Here is a 20046-nt window from a genome sequence, read left to right as displayed (position 1 = left end):
CACTACTCGTTGGCAGCTACCATTACCCTTTATACACGGTCATGCCCCCATCAATAGTGAAGGTCGCGCCGGTAACCCATGTGGCTTCATCGGAGGCCAGATAGAGAACCATATTCGCCACTTCTTCCGGCGCCCCAGGGCGATGAATCGCATATTGAGCAAGAATGGGCTGAAGCATGGCTGGATTGGCCATCAGGGGAGCCGCCATAGGCGTGTCAATCAGACCCGGATTCACCACATTGCAACGAATTCCTTCCTCCGCATATTCGACCGCCAGGACACGCGTCAAGGCGTCAAGCGCACCTTTCGATGCCGAGTAGGCGGCTGATCCGGAGAGGCCTACTAGACTGGCAATTGACGAGATATTGATGATCGAGCCTCGTCCTTGCCTCAGCATATGGGGGATGACGGCACGTGTGATGCGGAATGCTCCGGTCACGTTGATGTCGAACATTTGCGCCCAGATGACATCCTCGGTTTCGTGAAGACGCTTTCCAAATTCACCCATTCCCGCATTGTTGACCAAAATGTCGATCCGCCCAAAACTATCGAGGGCTCGACGGACGACATCCTGCACATGGGTTTCATCCGTCACTGAACCAGCAACCCCGAGTACCTTTCCTTTGTTGAGTCGAATCACACTGGCCACACGATCCAATTCCTGTTGCCGACGGCCCGTGATGACGACCGATGCTCCCTCCTCGACAAAACGTTTCGCGATCGCTTCACCGATCCCGGCATTGCCTCCCGTCACCACAGCTACCTTGCCTTCTACCCTGTTCATAAGTTCAGTTCCTCTTCTGCTTCATCCTGCGTGCTTTCTTGGGCGCTATCGACAGGAGCTCCACCGTCAGGCATTGGTCCAAGGAGTCCCGGTTCGACCTTACGGGCCACGGTGATGAACCCACTATGAGCCACCATGCGATGATCAGGTCGCACGCTCCTGCCATGCACGGACCAGGTTCTCAGCAACGTCTCAAACGTTTCGATCATTCCAAATACGGTTGTGCGTTCGAGTGCCTCTACCGTTCGCATGACTTGAGGAACGGTGGGAACAAAGCTCAGATAGATCCCACCGGATCGAAGGGCTTTCACGGCATGTGGTACAACCTGCCATGGTTCCGGCAAGTCAAGCACGACACGATCGAACGGCACCTGATCGTCCAATAGGTCGATGCCCTCATAGGCATTTTTCTTGGCGCAGATCAGATTAGTCGGATTCACGGAACGGGCAATGTTCAGCTTTGCCGTCTGTGCAAAATCTTCCCGGATCTCATAGGTCACCACCAAGCCGCCCGGCCCCACTGCGCGCAATAGGGCCATGGTCAAGGCTCCTGAGCCGGTTCCAGCCTCGAAGACTCGAGCCCCAGGGTAGATATCCGCCCACATGGGTATGATCGCGAGATCCTTTGGATACAGAACCTGAGCCCCTCGGGGCATCTTGAGCACATAGTCACCGAAGGTCGGTCGGAGCGCCACCATCTTCTTGCCGCCGGATAATGTGACGATGGATCCGTCGGGACGACCGATCAGCGCATCGTGCGCGATTCTTTGCCCACTGAACTGGTAGGTCTCACCCGCTTTCAATGTGAGAGCATACTGCCGTCGTTTTTGATCGACAAGATGGATGCGTTCGCCGTTGGAAAAACAAGACATGCCGCGCATTCTAGGTGGTTCGTTTCATCCTTTGCAACCAATCGCCGTTCCTTGACAGGCTAGGAAGTGGGCCGTAAGATCCTCTCATCATTCAATAGCTTACGATGCCTACAGATGGTGAAACAACGAGAGCGGCGCTTGGCCGTGGCCTCACAGCGGCGATGGTAGGGCTGGGGTCGGCACTCTGTTTGATTCTTCCAACCGATCCCGCTCTTGCCGAGGACATCGTCGTGGCAAACTACGAGGGGGTCATCAACCCTGTGGCAGCTGAATATCTTCACGATGCCCTCACGTATGCCCAGACATCAAGCGCACAGGCTCTCATCTTACAACTCGATACGCCTGGAGGATTGGACACCTCCATGCGCCTGATGATCAAAGATATTACGGGATCGACCATTCCGGTGATTGTGTTCGTCTCTCCCTCAGGAGGTCGAGCTGCCTCTGCGGGAGTTTTCATCACCATGGCGGCCCATGTTGCCGCCATGGCGCCTGGTACCAATATCGGTGCAGCGCACCCAGTCGCCATGGGCGGCGAGATGGACAACACGATGAAGGAGAAGGTGGAAAACGATGCGGTTGCATACATCAAGAGCATCGCGGAACGGCATGGGCGGAATGTATCATGGGCCGAGGATGCGGTTCGAAAGAGCGTTTCCGCGACAGAGCAAGAAGCCCTGAAGCTCAAAGTCATCGATATGATCGCCGAAGACATCCCGACACTGTTGAAACGCCTGCATGGGAGAAAGATCGCCCTTCCACATGGATCAATCACGTTCTCAACCGAGACCGCAACTCTCCATGGATTCCCAATGGGAACTCGGCTGGAATTGCTCAAAATCTTAAGCGACCCCAATATCGCTTACCTGCTGATGTCCATCGGAACCATCGGAATTATGGCAGAACTCTACAGCCCAGGCGCCATCCTGCCCGGGATCATCGGCGCCATCAGCTTGATCTTAGCTTTCTATTCGCTTCAATCGCTCCCTGTGAACTATGCAGGCGCATTTCTTGTGATACTCGGTGCAGTTTTCCTCCTACTCGAAATTTCTGTCACCAGCTATGGATTGCTCGCACTCGGTGGATTGGCCGCCATGACGTTGGGCGGTCTGTTCCTCATCAAGAGTGACGCGCCTTTTCTGCAAGTCTCCCTATCCTTTTTATTGCCGACCGTCGTGACGATCGGAGGCCTGATCGGAATCATTGCATGGACGGTCGTTAAGAGCACTCGTGGCAGATCAATCACTGGGGCTGAAGGGATGATTGGTTTGATCGGAATCGCCAGGACGGATCTCAACCCACGCGGTCAGATTACGGTCCAGGGGGAGATCTGGGAAGCAGTCAGCCAAACTCCGATCAGGCAAGGGGAGGCTGCGGAGGTGATGTCGGTCGAGGGACTGACCGTGAAGGTTGCCCCCGCTCACAGATGAACCGACCGAAGACAAGGAGCCATTATGTCGTTGCTCATGCCGTTAGTCTTGTTGGTCCTCGTGCTCTATGCCAGTTTTAAGCGCGTCATGGAATACGAGCGGCTCGTGGTGTTTGTGCTGGGCAAGTTTCAGACGGTGAAAGGACCCGGCATTCGGTTGGTAGTCCCGGTCCTTCAACAGATGGTGCGCGTCAATCTCCAAATCGTGACCATGGAAGTCCCCTCCCAAGATGTCATTACGCTGGACAATATTTCCGTGAAAGTGAACGCCGTCATCTTCCTCAGGGTGGTTGACCCTCAACGGGCGGTGCTGGCAGTCCAAGACTATCTGTATTCCACGTCGCAAGTCGCCCAAACCACCCTGCGCAGCGTGCTTGGCCAGAGTCAGCTCGACGACCTGTTATCGAAGCGCGATGACATCAACGCCGAACTCCAGCGGATTATCGACCAACAGACCGAGCCATGGGGAGTAAAAGTTGCTGCCGTGGAAGTGAAGAACGTGGATATTCCTCAAGATATGCAACGTGCGATCGCCCGACAGGCTGAAGCCGAGCGGGAACGACGGGCAAAAATTATTCATGCTGAGGGCGAATTTCAAGCGGCGCAGAAACTCGCCGAAGCCGCCGATGTCATTAGCCGGAATCCAGCCGCCCTTCAACTGCGCTATCTCCAAACACTCGTCGAAATCGCGGCCGAGAAAAACTCGACGACCATCTTCCCGATTCCGATCGACACCATTGCCCCCTTCATCAAAGGACTGCTACCCAAGTAGTGTGGCATTTCAGCCAGATCGATGATGCCGTTTTTACATAGATGCCGCATAAGTGCGACAGTTCGTCCTCCGTTTCCTCATTAGCTCAGTCTAATCTTTATACTTTTTCCAGCTGATCACACCCGCCTTTTCTCATCTTCAATCCAGCATCCCTTTTGCTTCATATAAGCCATACAAGTCACGACTCGGTTGAATCTTTTCCGCTGAATGCGACTCTAACAAGGCAAGGGGTACCTGTGCTTTACAATATAATTCAGAGCAAAGGTGACACGATGAAAGAAGAACTGCGCGTCTCTGACGAGACGGAGATACAGAAAACATTCGTCCTGGATGTCGATGCCGATGACGCCAAGGCGAGCGGCATGTTGGGAATGATCAGCCGTGAGGCTGAGGAATCCGGCTCGGATGAGAAGACCCAGCCGGCCATGCGCACAAGCCGTGGTGCCAGTCCGTTTCTTTTGGAGACTTTATACTTCCGGTCGTTCGGTGAACGGGGTCTCTTGACTCGAGAGGAAGAGACCGCGATTGCCAAACGGGTGGACCATGGGACCAGGCGCATTCGGGCCGCTCTGCGTCAAGCCGTACGAGCTTTGTTCAAGTACGACCGAGCATCACTTCTTGCAGACAGTGTGAACGTACTCCAAACGGTCAGACGATTGAGCGGGCTGTCCGCTACTGCATTGGATAAGGCTGAGAAGGCCATACGCACCGCTCTTCATCCGTCGTGCTCGGACATCAAACCGTCGATAGCCACGGCAAGAACACTGAAAACGGTGCTCGATGAGATCCACGTCGCGAGAGTTATCTTGGAGCAAGGCAAAGATGAGCTCGTGCGGTGCAATCTTCGTTTGGTGGTGGACGTTGCTAAACATTACACCGGGCGAGGATTGACCTTGCTGGATCTCGTACAAGAAGGCAACATCGGCCTGATGAAAGCGGCCGAACGATATCAGTATCGAAAGGGATTTAAATTCAGCACCTACGCAACGTGGTGGATCAGGCAGGGCATCACGCGGGCACTTGCGGATCAATCTCGAACGATTCGCATCCCGGTACACCAAACCGAAGCCTCGCATCGAATTCTCCGTGTGATGCGGAGGCTCGGGCAACAGTTTGGGCGGCCCGCTCGCTTGGAAGAGATTGCTCATGTGCTGCGCATGAGACCGGAGCGGATTCGCGAGACTGTCCTGGCCTTTCAGGAACCGGTGGCCTTGGAAACTCCGATCGGTGATGGAGATACGCAGTTCGGAGACATGATTCCAGACCAGCAAGCAGTTCCGCCAGACGCTCATGTCCATCGAAGCGAACTGACCGCACAACTGGACCGTATTCTAAGCACCCTCACGCCTCGTGAGCAAACCGTCATCAGACTTCGCTTCGGGATCGGCTACGATGAAGCCAGCACCTTGGAGCAAGTCGGCCAAAGCTTGTCCGTCACGCGCGAGCGTATCCGCCAGATCGAGGCAAAGGCGCTCAAGAAGCTGAAGACCCCTGGGATCAAGGAGCTCTTCGCAGCCATCAAGTAACCTTATTCCTTCACTGGTTATGAGGGCGGCTCTGGCAGCTTCGCAATCCAACTTTCCTCTGCATGGTGAGTTGTGCAACAATATTCTTGCCATGCGGAGCCTTCCCTCCGGCACCGTACGTACAAGAACTGACCACTGCTGGGCGTTCTACATCTTCACGGACGGGCCTGTCCTTTTGAGCGTATGATCCCATGATCGACGCAAATACCGTGACGTCTCCGCGGTCGAATCCTCTCCACATTCATGTCGGGGCGGTTCGCGTGTTCCAAGAACCGGTTCCGTATCTCCTTGCGTGGGAAATGCAGTGTCGTTTGCATGAGGAGCGTCTCCTCGATCTCCAGCCGGATACCCTTCTGATTCTTGAACACCCACCCGTCTACACGCTCGGACGTAGGACAAGGTCGTCGCATTGGGGAGGCAGTGAATCCTCCTTATGCGCGGATGGAGCGGAAATGCACCAAGTCAATCGTGGAGGATCTGTGACTTTTCACGGCCCCGGACAGATTGTCCTCTACCCCATTTTCAAGCTCGATCGGCATGCTTCGGGGCCTAGGCAATTGGTCTGGTTACTGGAAGAGGTGATCATCCGATTGCTCAACTGTTGGAACATTTCCGGAACTCGTATCATCGGCAAGCCGGGTGTGTGGGTCATGGCACCTGAACCGCAAAAAATCGCTTTCCTCGGCATACGAATCGACCGCGGGATCACCTTGCACGGGGTTGCCCTCAACGTGGATCTGGACTTGTCGCCTTTCCGCCGAATTCATCCATGCGGCTTGCCCGATTGCCAAGTGACATCCATGGCGGCTGTGAGTCAAACGTCAGTCTCAGTCGACGCCGTCAAGCAGGAGCTCGCTCGGACCTTCGCGACGGTGTTCGCCCTCACCTGGTCCACTACATGACCGGCCGACGTACGAGGGTTTGCTTAGAGGAGTCCTATGCAGGAACTTGATACACCGACTTTTCGGCTGGCCGTCGCGCAGTTCGATCAGGCAGCGGAAACGATGGGACTTGACCCAAATCTCCGTGAACGCCTGAAACTTCCACAGCGTTCTCTCGTCGTCAGCCTTCCGGTTCGGATGGACGACGGGCACGTGGAGGTTTTTACCGGCTACCGCGTTCAACACGATTCGTCGCGGGGCCCGTCCAAGGGAGGCGTGCGGTACCATCCCGACGTGAATCTCGGAGAGGTGGCTGCTCTTGCGATGTGGATGACTTGGAAATGCGCTTTGGCCGGCTTGCCGTACGGAGGAGCGAAAGGAGGAGTCACTGTAGCGCCGAAGCAACTTTCACTCTCCGAGCTACAGCGACTGACACGGCGATACGCCGCAGAAATTTTCCCATTGATCGGTCCGGACAAGGATGTCCCGGCCCCGGACGTCGGGACCGATGCCCAGACCATGGCATGGATCATGGACACGTACAGCCAGCAAGTCGGCTACGCCGTTCCAGGAGTGGTGACCGGCAAACCGATCTCGATCGGGGGGAGCTTGGGTCGTGAAGAAGCGACGGGACGTGGAGTCGTCTATGTGACGCAAGAGGCGCTTCGTCACCTCAAGTTGTCGATTGAAAGTGCCACTGTGGCGATCCAAGGATTCGGGAATGTCGGCTCCCACACAGCTCGCATCATGGAACAACAAGGTGCGCGCGTCATTGCCGTCAGCGATGTCCAGGGTGGAATCTACAACTCCAAGGGACTGAATGTCACAGAGTTGCTTCGCCGCGATCCTCGACAACCGCTGCGGGAAACCAAGCAGGGTGATGCGATCACCAATGAGGAATTGTTGGAACTCGATTGCACCGTGCTCGTGCCCGCTGCCCTGTCTGAACAGATCACGGCTAAGAATGCGAATTCCCTGAGGTGCCGAATCCTGTCCGAAGGTGCGAACGGTCCGACGACCCTGGAAGCCGATAGGCTTCTCGCAGAGAAGGGAATCTTTGTGATCCCGGATATCCTCGCGAATTCCGGCGGTGTCATCGTCTCGTACTTCGAATGGGTGCAGGACTTTCAGCGCTTTTTCTGGAGTGCGACAGACATCCAGAATCGACTGCAAGGCATCATCACGTCCGCCTTTCAGCGGACACTTCATTTTTCGACCGAACGGCGAGTGTCGATGCGCATGGCGGCACTCATGAGTGGGATTGATCAAGTTGCTCAAGCACATCGTCAGCGTGGACTGTATCCTTGATCCTGCGATTCTTCCACACTGTTCCATCGGGATCTCCTGGCTGTCTGCTACCGTATCCACTAGAATGCTGGCTCGTCACATGACGGAGAGGGAAAGGAGCTCCTCATGGATCGAAGCATGATTGCAACAGCGTGGGAACGACATTGCGCCGATGGTTGGCCTCAGTTTTCGAGCCCACATCAAGGGCAATTAATGACCATCGACACGGTCATTAGCGGCTGTGTGGTCTACTACCTCCATGGTTCCGAGGGTCTCGACGACCAACGGGTTGCCATCGTGAAAGACTGTTTGGGAGACCTCGATGAACTGACGGAAGCATTGGACGGCGAACCCCAAGCTTACTTTTGCCGGCTCCGAGAACTCGGGGCGATGTTGCTGTCCAGAGAGCTTCAGCCATGATGCAAGGATACCTGCCCATCGGACCCGGCGAACGCTCGCGCTTCACGTTCCTTGCAGGTCCGGCCGCTCTTGGCATACAATGCGTTGCATGCCTATCTGGATTCTGCCAATTCTCTCATCCTGACAAAGTCCCCAACCCTTACGAAAGAACCGTTACATACCATGAGGACGAAAGAAAATGTGGTGCGGATGCCGATCATCCTACTGGCGAGCGTCCTCGCAACGCTCGGCTCAGCCCATGCCGAGCCGTACGAATTGAGCAAGAACGATGTCATGGAGCCAAAAGCCATTTCGAGCGCTGAGATTTCGCTGTTCGGCGTCAAACTCGGCGATTCGGAATCCAAAGCCGTCGAAACCTTGGTGAATGAAAAGATTTCAGGAGTGAAGGCTGAGCAGGAAGCGACGTTCATCTTTCTGCTCGATCAACGAAAACCGACCGGTCCAATGGCCGGAGTCCGTATTCAGGACGGTAAGGTCGACCTCCTTTTCATCAATAATCGGTTCGCGTACAAGACCAGAGGCATCTTTCGAAACGTGCTCAACAGCGAAAGTACCGAGGACATCCGAAAGTTGTTAGGCCAGGAGGAGTACGGTGACGAAAACGTCATGGGTGCAGTGCTGGCTTACGACAAGCAAGGCTTCCAGGTGAATTACCTCGGCAAAGACGTCAACATCGAATTTTCCCAGCCGCGTTAATTCCCCTACTGCTCCACCAATCCATCGGCCAACTCGATAGTTATATCGCCACTCGTAATACCTCTTCGACCGTTGTCTCTCCCATGAACGCCTTAGCCAGTCCGTCTTGAAACATCGTCTTCATCCCTTTCATGATCGCAGTCGAGCGAATGAACGATGCCGGCCTTCGCTGCATGATCAGATCTCGAATATCTTCATCGACTTCAAACAGCTCGAACAGCCCCACACGACCGGTGAAACCGCTTCCCTGACATTGTGCGCATCCTTTTCCTTGATACAACCGAACGCCACTAAGGCCGTCATAGGTTGTTCGAAGGATGCCTTGCCGTTGTAAGATGGCAACGGTCTCGGAATAGTCGCTCCGGGATTGAATGGATTCGAGGACCCGCGCGCTGGGGGGCACACTCTCGCGGCAATTCTTGCAAATTCTTCGAACCAGCCGTTGCGCAACCACAAGCGATAAGGACGAGGACAGCAAATAGGGCTCCACACCGATGTCGAGCAGTCGAGGAATGCTTCCGGTCGCGTCGTTCGTATGAAGTGTGGACAAGAGGAGCCGCCCAACGAGGGCAGCTTGGACGGCGATCTCCGCGGTTTCGCAGTCCCGAATTTCTCCAACCATGATCACGTCTGGATCTTGACGGAGCAGCGCCCTCAAGCCTGTTGAAAATAGAACGCCCGTTTGATGATTTACCTGAGTCTGGTTGACTCGGGGGATCGAATACTCAACCGGTTCTTCAATCGTTGAAATATTGACGATGTTCTGTCGCTCTGTCCCAATCCGCATCAGCATGGCATAGAGCGTGGTCGACTTGCCCGATCCGGTAGGACCAGTGATGAGCACCATGCCGAACGGCCGGAGAATATTGCGAAGCACGATTTCATAGTCCGAGGAGATCAACCCAAGATCCTCCAGATCGATAATGACATTGTCCTTTGAGAGGATCCGGAGCACGAGTTTTTCACCCCACTGCGTAGGGACCGAAGCCACGCGGAGATCTATTTTGAATCCGTCGAGATCGGCTTCGAACCGCCCGTCTTGCGGAATGCGGCGCTCATCGATCCGCATTCCGGACAAGATCTTGACACGCGAGACCAGAGGGAGATGGAGCATCGACGCCAAACTGAAGACTTCACGCATCACTCCGTCCACGCGGTAGCGGATTACGGTTTCAAGCTCAAACGGTTCGATATGGATGTCGGACGCCCGTGTGACAGCGGCGTAGAGCAAGACGCGCTGAGCGGCCTCCACGATGGTGGATTCGTTGATCTCCTGCTGTCTAGCCGGAGTCAAGTCGGTGGTCCTTTCCGTCGTCGCTCGCTCGAGAATCTCCCGCAGTTCCTTCCTGTATAAGAGCTGGGCGCGCCTGATCGCGGCCTCCGTGGCCAAGAAGGGACGTACTCGCAGTCCAGTCAGTCGTTCCACCTCATTCACGACTTTCAGTTCCCGAGGATCCATCATGGCGACGTGCAACTGTGTTCCCTGGCGCTCGAACGGGATAAGGACTTGCTTGCGGGCGAAGGTCTCTTGCAACAGATTGATTGCTTCGCTCTTGACCATGCCGAGTTTTAGATCAACAAAACTGACATTCCAACTACGGGCAAGTTGGTCCAGCAGAAAGGCTTGCGGGATGCGGCCTTGCTCGACCAAGGTGTGCATGAGCGGCACTCTCAGTCGCTTAGCCAACTTGGTCGACCTATCGAAGTCCGTCTGGTCAATGACCCCGAGATTTTCGACGAACAGTGATCGCAGTTCGTCTTCGGTGACCTGAAACTCCGCCATTAATTCCGTCCTTGAGTGAGTGCCGTTTCAACCTGTTTGACCAACTCGCCCAGAGAAAATGTTGACTTATTGAAGTAGGCGACCGCTCCAAGACTCAGCGCTTCTTGTTTATCCCGATCCTGGGCAAGACTGCTTAACACAATCACAGGTATGGAGGATGTCAAGGCATCTTGCTTGAGTGTCTGGAGCACGTCGAATCCCTGGACCTTCGGCATGATCAGGTCGAGTACGATGATATCGGGGTGCTCGGACCGGATGAGACGAAGGGCTTCTTCCCCGTCGGAAGCTGTCGACACCACATATCCATGACGACGCAGGGTGGTTTCGGTCGCCTTGCGAAGCATTCGGTCATCGTCCGCCACGACAATCTTCGTCACTGGGGCTTCCATTGCGTTACCGGGCTGTCTGCAGTGAACAGCTCAGCAGGTTACGAGACAATCTGCCAATCTATCTTCTTGAGATGTTCGATCATGTGCGACAGCTCATGTACCACGCGCGGTAGAAGAGCGGCAGCCTCTGAAACCTCTCCGCTTCGACCAAGATGTTCCATCTCCTGCGCCAGCGACTTGGCCTGATGCGCCCCAAAGCAGGAGACCATCCCCTTGAGGCTATGCGAAACTTGCCTGATCAGATTTGCATTACCTTCCCATACAGCCAGCTCCAGCTCCTTCATCCGCTGCGGGCAGTCTTCTACAAACGTCTCCGTGATTTCGGCGAGCAGTGATCGATCCCCGTCCGCCCAGCGTAGAGCCAATGAACAATCAACGGGTGTGGTTGAGGGAACGTTTTGGATATGTCCTGAATCCATCGATTGGAGCTGGCCTGTGGCCCCATCCGCGTAAGTGTGCAGCTGCATTGGATTCTCGCTGTATATCGGTAGCCGTAATCAACAACGTGAGCGAACCCTGGCCACCGACTCACGACTACATGCTCACAATGAAACGCAGCGGCTATTGGATGGTGCGGGTGAGACGAAAACCGTAATCGATCAGGCTTTTCGCGGTAGTCCACCGGCGGTTGGAGTTCAAAATCACGAGAAGTAGGTCGCTCCCATTTTGAGAGACTTTGGCGATCAGACATCGACCTGCTTTGGAAGTGAATCCGGTCTTCACCCCTTCCACGCCTGGAATGCGACCAAGCAAACGATTCGTGTTATGCAGGACATAGGCGCGATAACCACTGACAGGTGTGATGATTTCGCGTTCCTCTTTGACGAGTTCTCGGAACACCGCGTTTCGCATCGCCACCTCACTGAGTTTGGCGAGATCTTCAGCTGTCGAGTAGTGGTCTGGGTCGTCGAAACCGCACCCGTTACTGAAGTGCGTGTCTGATAACCCAAGGGCAACAGCCTTGGCGTTCATCAACTTCACAAACTGCTCTTCATCGCCTCCGACATGCTCAACAGCTGTCAGGCAGGCATCATTGGCCGACACCATCATCATCGCCTTGAGCAAATCGCCAAGACGAAACACTTCTCCGACCTTTAGTCGTAGGTGGGTTTTGGGAGCTCTCGCGGCATTTCTGCTCACTGTAGCCAGCTCGTCAAGGTGGCCCTTCTCGAGAATAATCAATGCCGACATAATCTTGGTTAGACTCGCCGGCGACAGGCGTTTCTCAACCTCGTGCTGGAACAGGATACGGCCTGATCGCAATTCCTTCAGGAGAATACTGTGTGCCGGGATGCGCTTCCATGGGAGGGGTTGCGTAACATAACCGACATGATGAGTGGTCTGGTTGCGAGATTGATGCTCCATCCCGAAGGCTGGGCATATTGTAAAAGCGAGGAACAAAAGAGAGGCGGCCGAAACCAGACCAAGGTGAGAGATGGCATCATCTCGGCTCTGCCTGTGATAATCGAGCGGGGAATGGTCGCCCTGTGCCACAAACGACCGCCTATTTTAGAACATGAATGATTCACGCACTTTACCACCTTTCCGACCACTATCAATAACTTTATGAAAAAAGCGGAGGAGGTCGGCCAAGTCAATCCAGAACCCACAATTGAGGCACCGAGCATATATCCTTCTGTTGACAAGGGTGTAGTGGCGTTCTACGAGCATGAACCCTTTGCACTTGAGGCACTGCATACATTTCCCATTCTCTCCAATTACCGAAGGCGATTCATGATTAGGGCGACGCACCCAGCGAGCAAGCCGCCGCCGATGAGGGTCGTGCCGAAATACACGAACACGTTGGTACTCCCGGAGGGCTGTGTCCCTTCCCACAGGTCCCGGATTCCACCTTGGACCATCAGAACCGAGAGGGTCATCAGAGCCCCAATCATAAACCACCATGCAAAAGCTCGAAGCGCCATAGCAGTGTTCAATAATTTAGGGCTTTTTACCCACGGGCCACTCTAACGAAGGCCTTCCAGGCTGTCAAGAATAGACAGCGATCGCTCGCTTCCTACTCTCTTGTCTCCGACTTCGCAGTTGGTTTAAGCCCACGGTGAAGGAAGATCGAGACGCTGCCACTTCCGTTGTCGGCGATGACCAGTCCCGGTTCCTCCAGTCCGAAGGTCGTGACACGAAAGGATGAAAGCGCAAACGGACCAGACTTCGTGCGGTAATTCCTCGGAGGGTAATGAAAGGTACCATCGCCCTTCCCGAACAAGATCGATAGGTCACTTGACTGGATATTCACGATCGCCACATCTTCGAACCGGTCGCCATTGAAATCCCGTGCCAACCCAAAGTTGGGACCGGCATCAGCTCCGGAATTCTTGCCGGGTTGGAATGTCGCATTGCCGTTACCCAGAAACGTCGTGAAGCTATCCTGCTCTCCATTGATGACCAGTAGATCCCTGTGATGATCATTGTTGAAGTCGGCAAAACTCACGCCAAGGGGTCGGTGGCCCGTGGAATAATCTCTGGGATCACGAAAGGTTCCGTCACCGTTCCCGAGCCAAATGGAGACGGCATTCGACATAGGTCCTCCATTCGTCACCACTAATTCCAATTTCCCATCGCCGTTGAGATCAGCCAACGCGACGGATGTGGGAGTGTCGCCATGTTCGTATTGAACTAGGTGTCGAAATTCGCCGCTCCCATTCCCGAGAAAGACCTTGACCTTGTCGTTCCGTAGAGCGACGACAAGATCCGCATGTTGATCACCATTGATATCAGCTGCGGCCAGTGCGATCGGTGCACGATGGACGGGATAACGTGGTCCTTCTTCAAACTTCCCATCTCCATGTCCGAGCAAGACCATAACCTCGTCGCCACCGGAGCATGCCAGGGCGACATCGGGATGTCGGTCTTGATTGAAGTTGCTCGTCACGAGGGAGCGCGGTTCCTGACAGACATGGAGCTGAACCTGATCTCTGAATGTACCGTCACCATTACCCAATAGAATCGAGAGGGTATTACTCGCAATATTGGTCGTGATGAGATCGGTGAATGAGTCATGATTCAGGTCTTCGGTGATAATAGTGGTAGGATTCTTGCCGACCTTGTAGCTGGCAAAATAATAAAAAGGATCCGGTGGGGTATAGGGCTCGCTCTTGGAACAAGCCCACAGACCGTGACCGACAAGAAAAGCCAGCCATAGCAGGAAGAAAAACCGCCTGACCACGTGGGATTTCTGCTCGATAAGAATGTTCACCCAGTCTCCCACACCCTAACCGGCTGTACCAATGGGCCTATGGTGGATCAGAACACTCAGTATACAGAGGCGGTCTTCGGCCTCGCAATCCGCATCAGTAGCTCATCAGCCTTTGAATTTCGCCTTCCGCTTGAGTTATGATGCATCGTTGCTTTTAGGAGGAAGGTCATGAGCAAAATTGTGAATGTTGATATCACGATGTACGGGATAGCTGAAGTTCTGATGTGGTGTCTTGATCGGAACAAAGGACGTGTCCCAGGCGTCGATACGCCGGGGTTCAAAAAAATGCAGGAGTTGTTGGCGCAGAAACCTCAGTCGGCCGACTATTTCACGCTCGATCAGTTCTGGAAGAAAAAAGTTACGTTGCCGTTAACCGAAGACGAGGTCACGACGATCGATCGTTGTCTCTACGACATTCCCAATTTTGACAACGAACCGCTCCCCCAAATCCGGCACAAGTTTTGGCCCCAACAGGCGGGAGCCCATTGAAGCGGAGCACCGATCCGGTTGGTGGGGCATCTTTGGAACCTACGTTGGAACTGCCGGACGAGAAACTTGATCCTGTCAGAGGGTCCCTTCACCTTTGAGGTACCTGCGAAAACGATCCATGAGCTCGGCTCCCAGGGTCCCGCCTTCAGGCTTCTTCGTCAACGGATCGGCAAAGTGGCCCCGGATTTCCTGGAGGCGCTTCTCTGCCTGATCATTACCTTGCAGTCGCTTGGTTTTCTGGAGAGCAGTATCAAAGGCATCGAATGTCAGTTCATGGTAACCGAATGAGCGGATACGCTTCACGGCTTTCATCATCGCCTGGTTCCGAAACGTCGTCAAATGGTCGGCATTGATTTCTTTCAATCCCAGCTTGCGGGCCCGCCGTTCGGCGGCTTTTCTGATTCCACTGCGCACGAAATCCGGAGATGTCTGAAGCCGCTTCCATGCCTCGTCGGTCCAGGCGATTCGTTCCTGAGGTGCTTCCCATAGGTCCTGTAGAACCGATGCATCGATCCGAGTCAGTTTTTTGACCCTGGCGAGATCTTCCGTATCTCGTTTCAACATATCGGTCACGAATTCCATGGCGATGGGCGGCGACTGCTTTAATTTGTCTTGAAGCAGCGCCAATGCTTCCTCTGTCCACTCCATCGGGGGCCCACCTTCCTCGTGGAGGTCACCAAGCGCTTCCACCTTTTCAAATAATTCGACGTTCACTTCGAGATGCCCTCGTTCCTTTGCGATCTCCTCCGCAATCTGCCTGGTCATCGCTCGCATAAATTCGGGCACCGTATTCAATCGGTCTTTGGCCGCAGCGGTCCATGGAAGACGGCCGTCGGCCATCTCCTCAACAGCAGAGGCCATGCCGGCTTCACCGCCCATGCGCCCCATCATCTGTTCCTTAAACTGATCAAGAATCTCCTCGGTGATTTCCTCGTAGCCCAATTCACGAGCTTTTTTTTCAGCCAAACGCCGGACCATGCCACGTAGAAAGATCGGTGCACGCTCCATCCGTTTGAGCGCACCGTCAGCCCAACGGATTTCGGTTGTATTCGTCTGCGAGGAATCTGATGTCGACATTCGTTCCTGCTCAATCAGTCGATCGTTATTGGTTGAGCAATTCCTTCAGCTCTTTGCCGGCTTTAAAAAACGGCACCCGCTTGGCTGGTACCGCAACCGTCTCTCCGGTCTTTGGGTTTCGCCCCTCCTTCATCCGACGAGCCCGCAGCCGAAAGCTGCCGAAGCCTCGGATCTCCGTTTTGTCGCCGTTTCTCAAGGAATCCCTGACACAATCGAAAATAGTGTTGACGACCACTTCGGCCTGTCGCTTCGTCAAGGTGGTGACTTGCTCGGTAACTTTTTCGATGATCTGCGCCTTGGTCATATCCACTCCCCCTTACGCCACGAGAACAACCGTACCTTTATTGACCGAGCTAGAAGGCCATCAGGTATTTCAAGCTCACGCCCGGTTGCATATCAAACTTCGGAAACATCATGCTGAGTTTCGAGTCCAGAATTTCGCGGAGAGAAAACCGACGCCTTGGCTCGACGACCTTTGGTTCCCCCTCAATTCCGACCACCTCCGCAGCCAACTGAATGGCGTCTTCCAAGTCGCCCAGTTCATCGACCAGCTTCGCTTCCTTGGCCTGGCGTCCGGTAAAGATTCGACCGTCGGCCAACGCTTGGGCAGCTCGAATCTCGAGGGAACGGCCCTCGGCCACCGCCTCGATAAACTGCTTATGGACATCATCCATCACGGCTTGCAACAAACCTCTTTCGTCCGCGCTCATTTTCCGGAGTGGAGAGCCCACATCCTTATATCTCCCGCTCTTAATGACGACCCCTTCCACCCCGATGTTCTGAAGCAATCCCTCCCGGTTGGCCGTTTCCATGATGACTCCGATGCTTCCAGTCAGCGTCCCGGGATTGGCCACGATCCGATCTGCTGCAGCCGCGATGTAATACCCTCCCGATGCGGCAAGGCTCCCCATCGATGCGATAACCGCCTTGTTGTTCTTGCTTCTGACCCGCTAGACGGCATCGTAAATCTCTCGCGATGGCACGCCGCCGCCCCCGGGACTCTCGATTCTTATCACGATGGCTTTGACGGAAGGATTCTCGCTGAATCGCTTCAGATCCTCAATGGTCGTCTGAGAATCCAAAATGACCCCTTCGACTCGAACCAGGGCGATTCGGTCTCCGGTCGATAGATCAAGGTCGGGGACAAAGAGATTGATTAGGACCAAGACACCCAGTCCCATCGCAAAAAACCACAAGGTCTTCCGCAACAGATGACGTTTTCGCGGACGTTCCGCCTGTGTTGCTTCATCCGCCATCGCTCCTCTCCCGCACCCTCCCTCAACCAAGCCGGCTTAGCTTTGATCTTCCGATTGCGACCGTTTCCGGCTCTGTTTCGCGGCCCGTCCTAGACTCTGGTCAAGCACGCCCTGTGTCGAGTGATAATCATCAACCTGCTTGCGTTCCCAATCCAGCTGATGGTCACGCAGGCTAAGGGCGATTTTGCGTTCCTCTCGATCGACTTTGATTATCTTCGCCGTGACATCATCCTGCAACTTAAACTTTTCTTCGAGCTTCGCGGGAGGTTCAACACCGGATTCGCTGACATGGATCAAACCTTCCACCTCACCGTCCAGTTCGATGAAGATCCCAAAATCGGCGACTTTCGACACCTTGCCGGTCACCGAGTCACCAACGTGATACCGTGCGGGGATCGCCTCATCCCAGGGATCACGGGCCAGCTGTTTGTATCCCAACGAGAGCCGCTCTTTCTCTTTGTCGATGCGCAACACGACCGCTTCCACTTTTTGTCCTTTTTTAAACAGCTCAGAGGGATGCTTGATATGCCTCGTCCAGGACATATCCGAAATATGGATGAGTCCATCGATCCCCTCTTCAAGTCCGACAAAGGCGCCGAAATCGGTCAGGCTCTTCACCTTCCCCTCGATACGGGTCCCGATCGGATATTTGCCCTCAATCATGTCCCAGGGATTCGGAGCCGTCTGTTTCATGCCCAATGAGATTTTGCGGCTCGCGGGATCGACGTTGAGCACCGCGGCTTCCACTTGATCACCGACCGCCACGACTCTGGACGGATGTCGGACTTCGTGCGTCCACGACATCTCAGACACATGCACCAATCCCTCAACTCCCGGCTCAAGTTCCACGAACGCTCCATAGTCGGTCAGGCTGACCACACGACCACGAACCCTGGTCCCAATGGGATACTTGCCGGCGACATTGGTCCAGGGATCCGCACTCTTCTGCTTGAGCCCCAGAGAAATGCGACCCGTTTCACGATCATATTTCAACACCGCGACTTCAACCTTGTCTCCCACAGTAAACAGCTCCGAGGGGTGTCCGACTCGACCCCAGGACATGTCGGTAATGTGCAGCAACCCGTCAATACCACCGAGGTCGATAAACGATCCGTAATCGGTGATGTTCTTGACCGTGCCCTGGATGAGCTGACCTTCCTTGAGATTGGCCAGCGTCGTCTGCCGTTTCTTATCCCTGGTTTCTTCCAACAACACGCGGCGCGACACGACCACATTGCCGCGCCTGTGGTTGATCTTGATGATCTTGAGTGGAAAGGTCTTTCCAATCAGACCATCCAGATCCCGGACCGGATGAAGATCGATCTGCGAGCCGGGCAAGAACGCCTTGACGCCGATATCGACCATCATGCCGCCTTTGATCCGTGAGACAACCTTCCCTTCGATACTCTTCTCTTCTTTGTAGAGCCTTTCCAGTTCTTCCCAAATCTTCATCTTGTCCGCTTTTTCCTTGGAAAGAACGAGATTGCCGTCCGCATCTTCACATTCTTCGATATAGACTTGGAGTCGGTCGCCGACCTTGAGGTTGTGAAGTTCCTCGGAAGCAAACTGATCACTCGGGATCATGCCCTCTGATTTGTAACCGATATCAACGATGACCTTGTCCTTGGTCAAGGCCACCACACGGCCTTCCGTAATCGTGCCTTCTTCCAGGTTACGAAAGGTTTCTTCGTACAATGCCGCCAAGGCATTGCGGTCTAACTGAGCATCGCTGCCGTTGGATACCGTACCCATATGAACATCCTACTCTTCCGACTCTCGTCGGGTGCTGATGGTGAAGTCGCCGGGCTCACTCAGCGTTGTGAGCGTCGGCGGTCGGCCTGTTCGGTGTTTCGGAGGCCAGGTCATCGCTCCCCTTTGGGATGGGAACTTGACCTAAGGCTGCAATGTGCTCGATCACCGTACGACTGACCTGTTGATAGAACTGTCTCGTTTCTGCCTTCTCAGTCTGTTTCCTCGTTTCGAACTGAATAGGAGCTCCGAATCGCACCGTGACCTGACGTAACCGAGGCCAACGAGCCCCCGTGGGAAGTACGTCGAAGGTTCCCCGCAGATATGCAGGAACGACCGGGCATCCCGTCTGCGACACAATCACTCCGATACCAGCCTTCGGAGGCCGAAGGTGGCCATCGCGGCTGCGTCCTCCTTCAGGGAAAATGACCACCACGTTACCTGCCCGAATCAGGTTGATCGCCTTCCCAAAGGCCTCTCGGTCCAGACGTCCCAACCTTACCGGGATCCAGCCCAACGCCTGCAAAATACCGTGCAATACTGGGATCGGAAATAAGTCATTCCGTCCCAAGTACCAGGCCCTTCGACGCATCCCGCAGCCGAGCAGCGGAATGTCGAAGTAGCTGGCATGGTTTGCGGCGATCAGCAGACCTCCGGTCCGAGGAATCTCCCCTTCAACACGATATCGAAAACAAATCCACGCGACGACTCGTGCCAGGCTCCACAAAAATACGTAGAGAATCCCGCTCACGATCCGGTCGACACTGTCGCAATCATCTGCTCCACCACTTGGTCAGGACTGAGAGTAGAGGTATCGATTAACCGTGCATCACCCGCTGGAATCAATGGGGCGATCGACCGGGTCCGATCCCGCCTATCTCGGTCGGATAGATCACCAGATGTTGACTCAACCGTCCCAGCACGACCCGCAGCGACCAGTTCACGATGTCGCCGCGCGACTCGAACGTCTGCATCCGCCTCCAAGAAGAATTTATAGGGAGCGGTCGGAAAGACCTTTGTGCCGACGTCGCGCCCTTCTGCAACCACCGAACCTCTCTGGCCGATCTGACGCTGGATCGGCAGCAGCCATTCACGGACGGCTGGAATGGCCGACACGATGGAGGCCGTTGCCGTGACTTCGGGTGTCCTGAGCTCCCCGGTGACGTCGCTGCCATCGACCGATACCTGCATCGCGCCATTGAGAAACTGCATGTGAATCACGGTGGTCGGCAATAATGTGGCCACCGACTCATGATCCGTCGGACGTATCCCTGATTGCAAGGTTTTCCACGCGACGGCTCGGTATAACGCTCCTGTATCAAGATACAGGTAACCAAGTCGAGCGGCCAATAATCTCGCTACTGTACTCTTGCCCACTCCGGCCGGCCCATCAATCGCAATAATCACTCAACCCCCACACTT

The 20046-nt window shown here is 54.7% G+C and carries 22 protein-coding genes and 1 pseudogene; 8 read left to right on the top strand and 15 right to left on the bottom strand.

The window, feature by feature from the left end; translation table 11 throughout:
• Positions 1–22: 22 nt before the first annotated feature.
• On the bottom strand, positions 23–784 hold the full coding sequence (locus P0119_16355) for an SDR family oxidoreductase (protein MDF0667624.1): 762 nt from the start codon (positions 782–784) through the stop codon (positions 23–25).
• A complete protein-coding gene (locus P0119_16350; protein MDF0667623.1) occupies positions 781–1656 on the bottom strand; it encodes a tRNA (adenine-N1)-methyltransferase in 876 nt (291 codons plus the stop codon). The genes P0119_16355 and P0119_16350 overlap by 4 nt, the downstream gene beginning before the upstream one ends.
• Before the next feature lie 104 nt (positions 1657–1760).
• On the opposite strand from P0119_16350, the gene P0119_16345 reads away from it, so the two are divergent.
• The 7 genes from P0119_16345 (at position 1761) to P0119_16315 (ending at position 8667) form a co-directional block, all read left to right on the top strand.
• Positions 1761–3086, top strand: a complete 1326-nt coding sequence (locus tag P0119_16345; GenBank protein ID MDF0667622.1) for a nodulation protein NfeD — start codon at positions 1761–1763, stop codon at positions 3084–3086.
• Between the two features lie 24 nt (positions 3087–3110).
• On the top strand, positions 3111–3857 hold the full coding sequence (locus P0119_16340; protein ID MDF0667621.1) for a slipin family protein: 747 nt from the start codon (positions 3111–3113) through the stop codon (positions 3855–3857).
• A gap of 272 nt (positions 3858–4129) precedes the next feature.
• The gene (locus tag P0119_16335; protein MDF0667620.1) at positions 4130–5383 is read left to right on the top strand and encodes a sigma-70 family RNA polymerase sigma factor; all 1254 of its coding nucleotides are present in this window, start codon (positions 4130–4132) and stop codon (positions 5381–5383) included.
• 191 nt (positions 5384–5574) lie between these two features.
• Positions 5575–6285 (top strand): lipoyl(octanoyl) transferase LipB, encoded by a 711-nt coding sequence (gene lipB, locus P0119_16330; GenBank protein MDF0667619.1) that lies wholly within the window; start codon positions 5575–5577, stop codon positions 6283–6285.
• A 36-nt stretch (positions 6286–6321) separates the two neighbouring features.
• Positions 6322–7572 (top strand): Glu/Leu/Phe/Val dehydrogenase, encoded by a 1251-nt coding sequence (locus P0119_16325; protein ID MDF0667618.1) that lies wholly within the window; start codon positions 6322–6324, stop codon positions 7570–7572.
• Between the two features lie 105 nt (positions 7573–7677).
• Positions 7678–7971 (top strand): hypothetical protein, encoded by a 294-nt coding sequence (locus P0119_16320; GenBank protein ID MDF0667617.1) that lies wholly within the window; start codon positions 7678–7680, stop codon positions 7969–7971.
• A 162-nt stretch (positions 7972–8133) separates the two neighbouring features.
• Positions 8134–8667: a hypothetical protein gene (locus tag P0119_16315; GenBank protein MDF0667616.1), complete on the top strand. Its 534-nt coding sequence runs from the start codon at positions 8134–8136 to the stop codon at positions 8665–8667.
• A gap of 40 nt (positions 8668–8707) precedes the next feature.
• Here the strand turns inward: P0119_16315 and P0119_16310 are convergent, their stop codons facing one another.
• The 6 genes from P0119_16310 to P0119_16285 form a co-directional block, all read right to left on the bottom strand.
• Positions 8708–10450 carry a GspE/PulE family protein gene (locus P0119_16310; protein ID MDF0667615.1) on the bottom strand — a complete coding sequence of 581 codons (1743 nt, stop codon included), beginning with the start codon at positions 10448–10450 and terminating at the stop codon, positions 8708–8710.
• Complete coding sequence (locus tag P0119_16305) at positions 10450–10827, bottom strand: response regulator (GenBank protein ID MDF0667614.1); 378 nt, start codon at positions 10825–10827, stop codon at positions 10450–10452. The genes P0119_16310 and P0119_16305 overlap by 1 nt, the downstream gene beginning before the upstream one ends.
• Positions 10828–10877: 50 nt before the next feature.
• The gene (locus P0119_16300; protein ID MDF0667613.1) at positions 10878–11306 is read right to left on the bottom strand and encodes an Hpt domain-containing protein; all 429 of its coding nucleotides are present in this window, start codon (positions 11304–11306) and stop codon (positions 10878–10880) included.
• Positions 11307–11400: 94 nt separating this feature from the next.
• Positions 11401–12204 carry a D-alanyl-D-alanine carboxypeptidase gene (locus tag P0119_16295; GenBank protein ID MDF0667612.1) on the bottom strand — a complete coding sequence of 268 codons (804 nt, stop codon included), beginning with the start codon at positions 12202–12204 and terminating at the stop codon, positions 11401–11403.
• Between the two features lie 353 nt (positions 12205–12557).
• Positions 12558–12719, bottom strand: coding sequence for a hypothetical protein (locus P0119_16290; protein MDF0667611.1), 162 nt, complete (start codon positions 12717–12719; stop codon positions 12558–12560).
• A gap of 137 nt (positions 12720–12856) precedes the next feature.
• Positions 12857–14053 carry a VCBS repeat-containing protein gene (locus tag P0119_16285; GenBank protein MDF0667610.1) on the bottom strand — a complete coding sequence of 399 codons (1197 nt, stop codon included), beginning with the start codon at positions 14051–14053 and terminating at the stop codon, positions 12857–12859.
• Positions 14054–14221: 168 nt separating this feature from the next.
• On the opposite strand from P0119_16285, the gene P0119_16280 reads away from it, so the two are divergent.
• Positions 14222–14542 (top strand): hypothetical protein, encoded by a 321-nt coding sequence (locus P0119_16280; protein MDF0667609.1) that lies wholly within the window; start codon positions 14222–14224, stop codon positions 14540–14542.
• Between the two features lie 75 nt (positions 14543–14617).
• Here P0119_16280 and P0119_16275 read toward each other — a convergent pair whose 3' ends face one another.
• The 7 genes and pseudogenes from P0119_16275 to cmk form a co-directional block, all read right to left on the bottom strand.
• Positions 14618–15619, bottom strand: a complete 1002-nt coding sequence (locus P0119_16275) for a PCP reductase family protein (GenBank protein MDF0667608.1) — start codon at positions 15617–15619, stop codon at positions 14618–14620.
• Between the two features lie 25 nt (positions 15620–15644).
• On the bottom strand, positions 15645–15923 hold the full coding sequence (locus P0119_16270; protein ID MDF0667607.1) for an integration host factor subunit beta: 279 nt from the start codon (positions 15921–15923) through the stop codon (positions 15645–15647).
• 49 nt (positions 15924–15972) lie between these two features.
• Positions 15973–16548: pseudogene (sppA, locus tag P0119_16265) on the bottom strand (signal peptide peptidase SppA).
• Positions 16549–16569: 21 nt separating this feature from the next.
• Entirely contained in the window at positions 16570–16875 is a 306-nt protein-coding gene (locus tag P0119_16260; GenBank protein ID MDF0667606.1) for a hypothetical protein, read from the bottom strand.
• Between the two features lie 36 nt (positions 16876–16911).
• Positions 16912–18627, bottom strand: a complete 1716-nt coding sequence (locus P0119_16255) for a 30S ribosomal protein S1 (GenBank protein MDF0667605.1) — start codon at positions 18625–18627, stop codon at positions 16912–16914.
• A gap of 55 nt (positions 18628–18682) precedes the next feature.
• A complete protein-coding gene (locus tag P0119_16250) occupies positions 18683–19375 on the bottom strand; it encodes a lysophospholipid acyltransferase family protein (GenBank protein ID MDF0667604.1) in 693 nt (230 codons plus the stop codon).
• The gene (gene cmk / locus P0119_16245) at positions 19372–20031 is read right to left on the bottom strand and encodes a (d)CMP kinase (protein ID MDF0667603.1); all 660 of its coding nucleotides are present in this window, start codon (positions 20029–20031) and stop codon (positions 19372–19374) included. The genes P0119_16250 and cmk overlap by 4 nt, the downstream gene beginning before the upstream one ends.
• Between the last annotated feature and the right edge of the window lie 15 nt (positions 20032–20046).

Source organism: Nitrospira sp. (genome assembly GCA_029194665.1).
GTDB lineage: Bacteria > Nitrospirota > Nitrospiria > Nitrospirales > Nitrospiraceae > Nitrospira_D.
The sequence above is the reverse complement of the archived record's forward strand: the minus strand, read 5'-3'. Positions and strand labels throughout refer to the sequence as shown.

Coding starts and splice junctions, on each gene's coding strand:
- P0119_16300 (MDF0667613.1), bottom strand. CDS start 11,306: ATGCAGCTGCACACTTACGCGGATGGGGCCACAGGCCAGCTCCAATCG.
- P0119_16340 (MDF0667621.1), top strand. CDS start 3,111: ATGTCGTTGCTCATGCCGTTAGTCTTGTTGGTCCTCGTGCTCTATGCC.
- P0119_16350 (MDF0667623.1), bottom strand. CDS start 1,656: ATGTCTTGTTTTTCCAACGGCGAACGCATCCATCTTGTCGATCAAAAA.
- P0119_16335 (MDF0667620.1), top strand. CDS start 4,130: ATGAAAGAAGAACTGCGCGTCTCTGACGAGACGGAGATACAGAAAACA.
- P0119_16310 (MDF0667615.1), bottom strand. CDS start 10,450: ATGGCGGAGTTTCAGGTCACCGAAGACGAACTGCGATCACTGTTCGTC.
- P0119_16355 (MDF0667624.1), bottom strand. CDS start 784: ATGAACAGGGTAGAAGGCAAGGTAGCTGTGGTGACGGGAGGCAATGCC.
- P0119_16325 (MDF0667618.1), top strand. CDS start 6,322: ATGCAGGAACTTGATACACCGACTTTTCGGCTGGCCGTCGCGCAGTTC.
- P0119_16260 (MDF0667606.1), bottom strand. CDS start 16,875: ATGGCGGATGAAGCAACACAGGCGGAACGTCCGCGAAAACGTCATCTG.
- P0119_16280 (MDF0667609.1), top strand. CDS start 14,222: ATGAGCAAAATTGTGAATGTTGATATCACGATGTACGGGATAGCTGAA.
- P0119_16320 (MDF0667617.1), top strand. CDS start 7,678: ATGGATCGAAGCATGATTGCAACAGCGTGGGAACGACATTGCGCCGAT.
- P0119_16290 (MDF0667611.1), bottom strand. CDS start 12,719: ATGACCCTCTCGGTTCTGATGGTCCAAGGTGGAATCCGGGACCTGTGG.
- P0119_16345 (MDF0667622.1), top strand. CDS start 1,761: ATGCCTACAGATGGTGAAACAACGAGAGCGGCGCTTGGCCGTGGCCTC.
- P0119_16295 (MDF0667612.1), bottom strand. CDS start 12,204: ATGGAGCATCAATCTCGCAACCAGACCACTCATCATGTCGGTTATGTT.
- P0119_16255 (MDF0667605.1), bottom strand. CDS start 18,627: ATGGGTACGGTATCCAACGGCAGCGATGCTCAGTTAGACCGCAATGCC.
- P0119_16315 (MDF0667616.1), top strand. CDS start 8,134: ATGAGGACGAAAGAAAATGTGGTGCGGATGCCGATCATCCTACTGGCG.
- P0119_16275 (MDF0667608.1), bottom strand. CDS start 15,619: ATGTCGACATCAGATTCCTCGCAGACGAATACAACCGAAATCCGTTGG.
- lipB (MDF0667619.1), top strand. CDS start 5,575: ATGATCGACGCAAATACCGTGACGTCTCCGCGGTCGAATCCTCTCCAC.
- P0119_16270 (MDF0667607.1), bottom strand. CDS start 15,923: ATGACCAAGGCGCAGATCATCGAAAAAGTTACCGAGCAAGTCACCACC.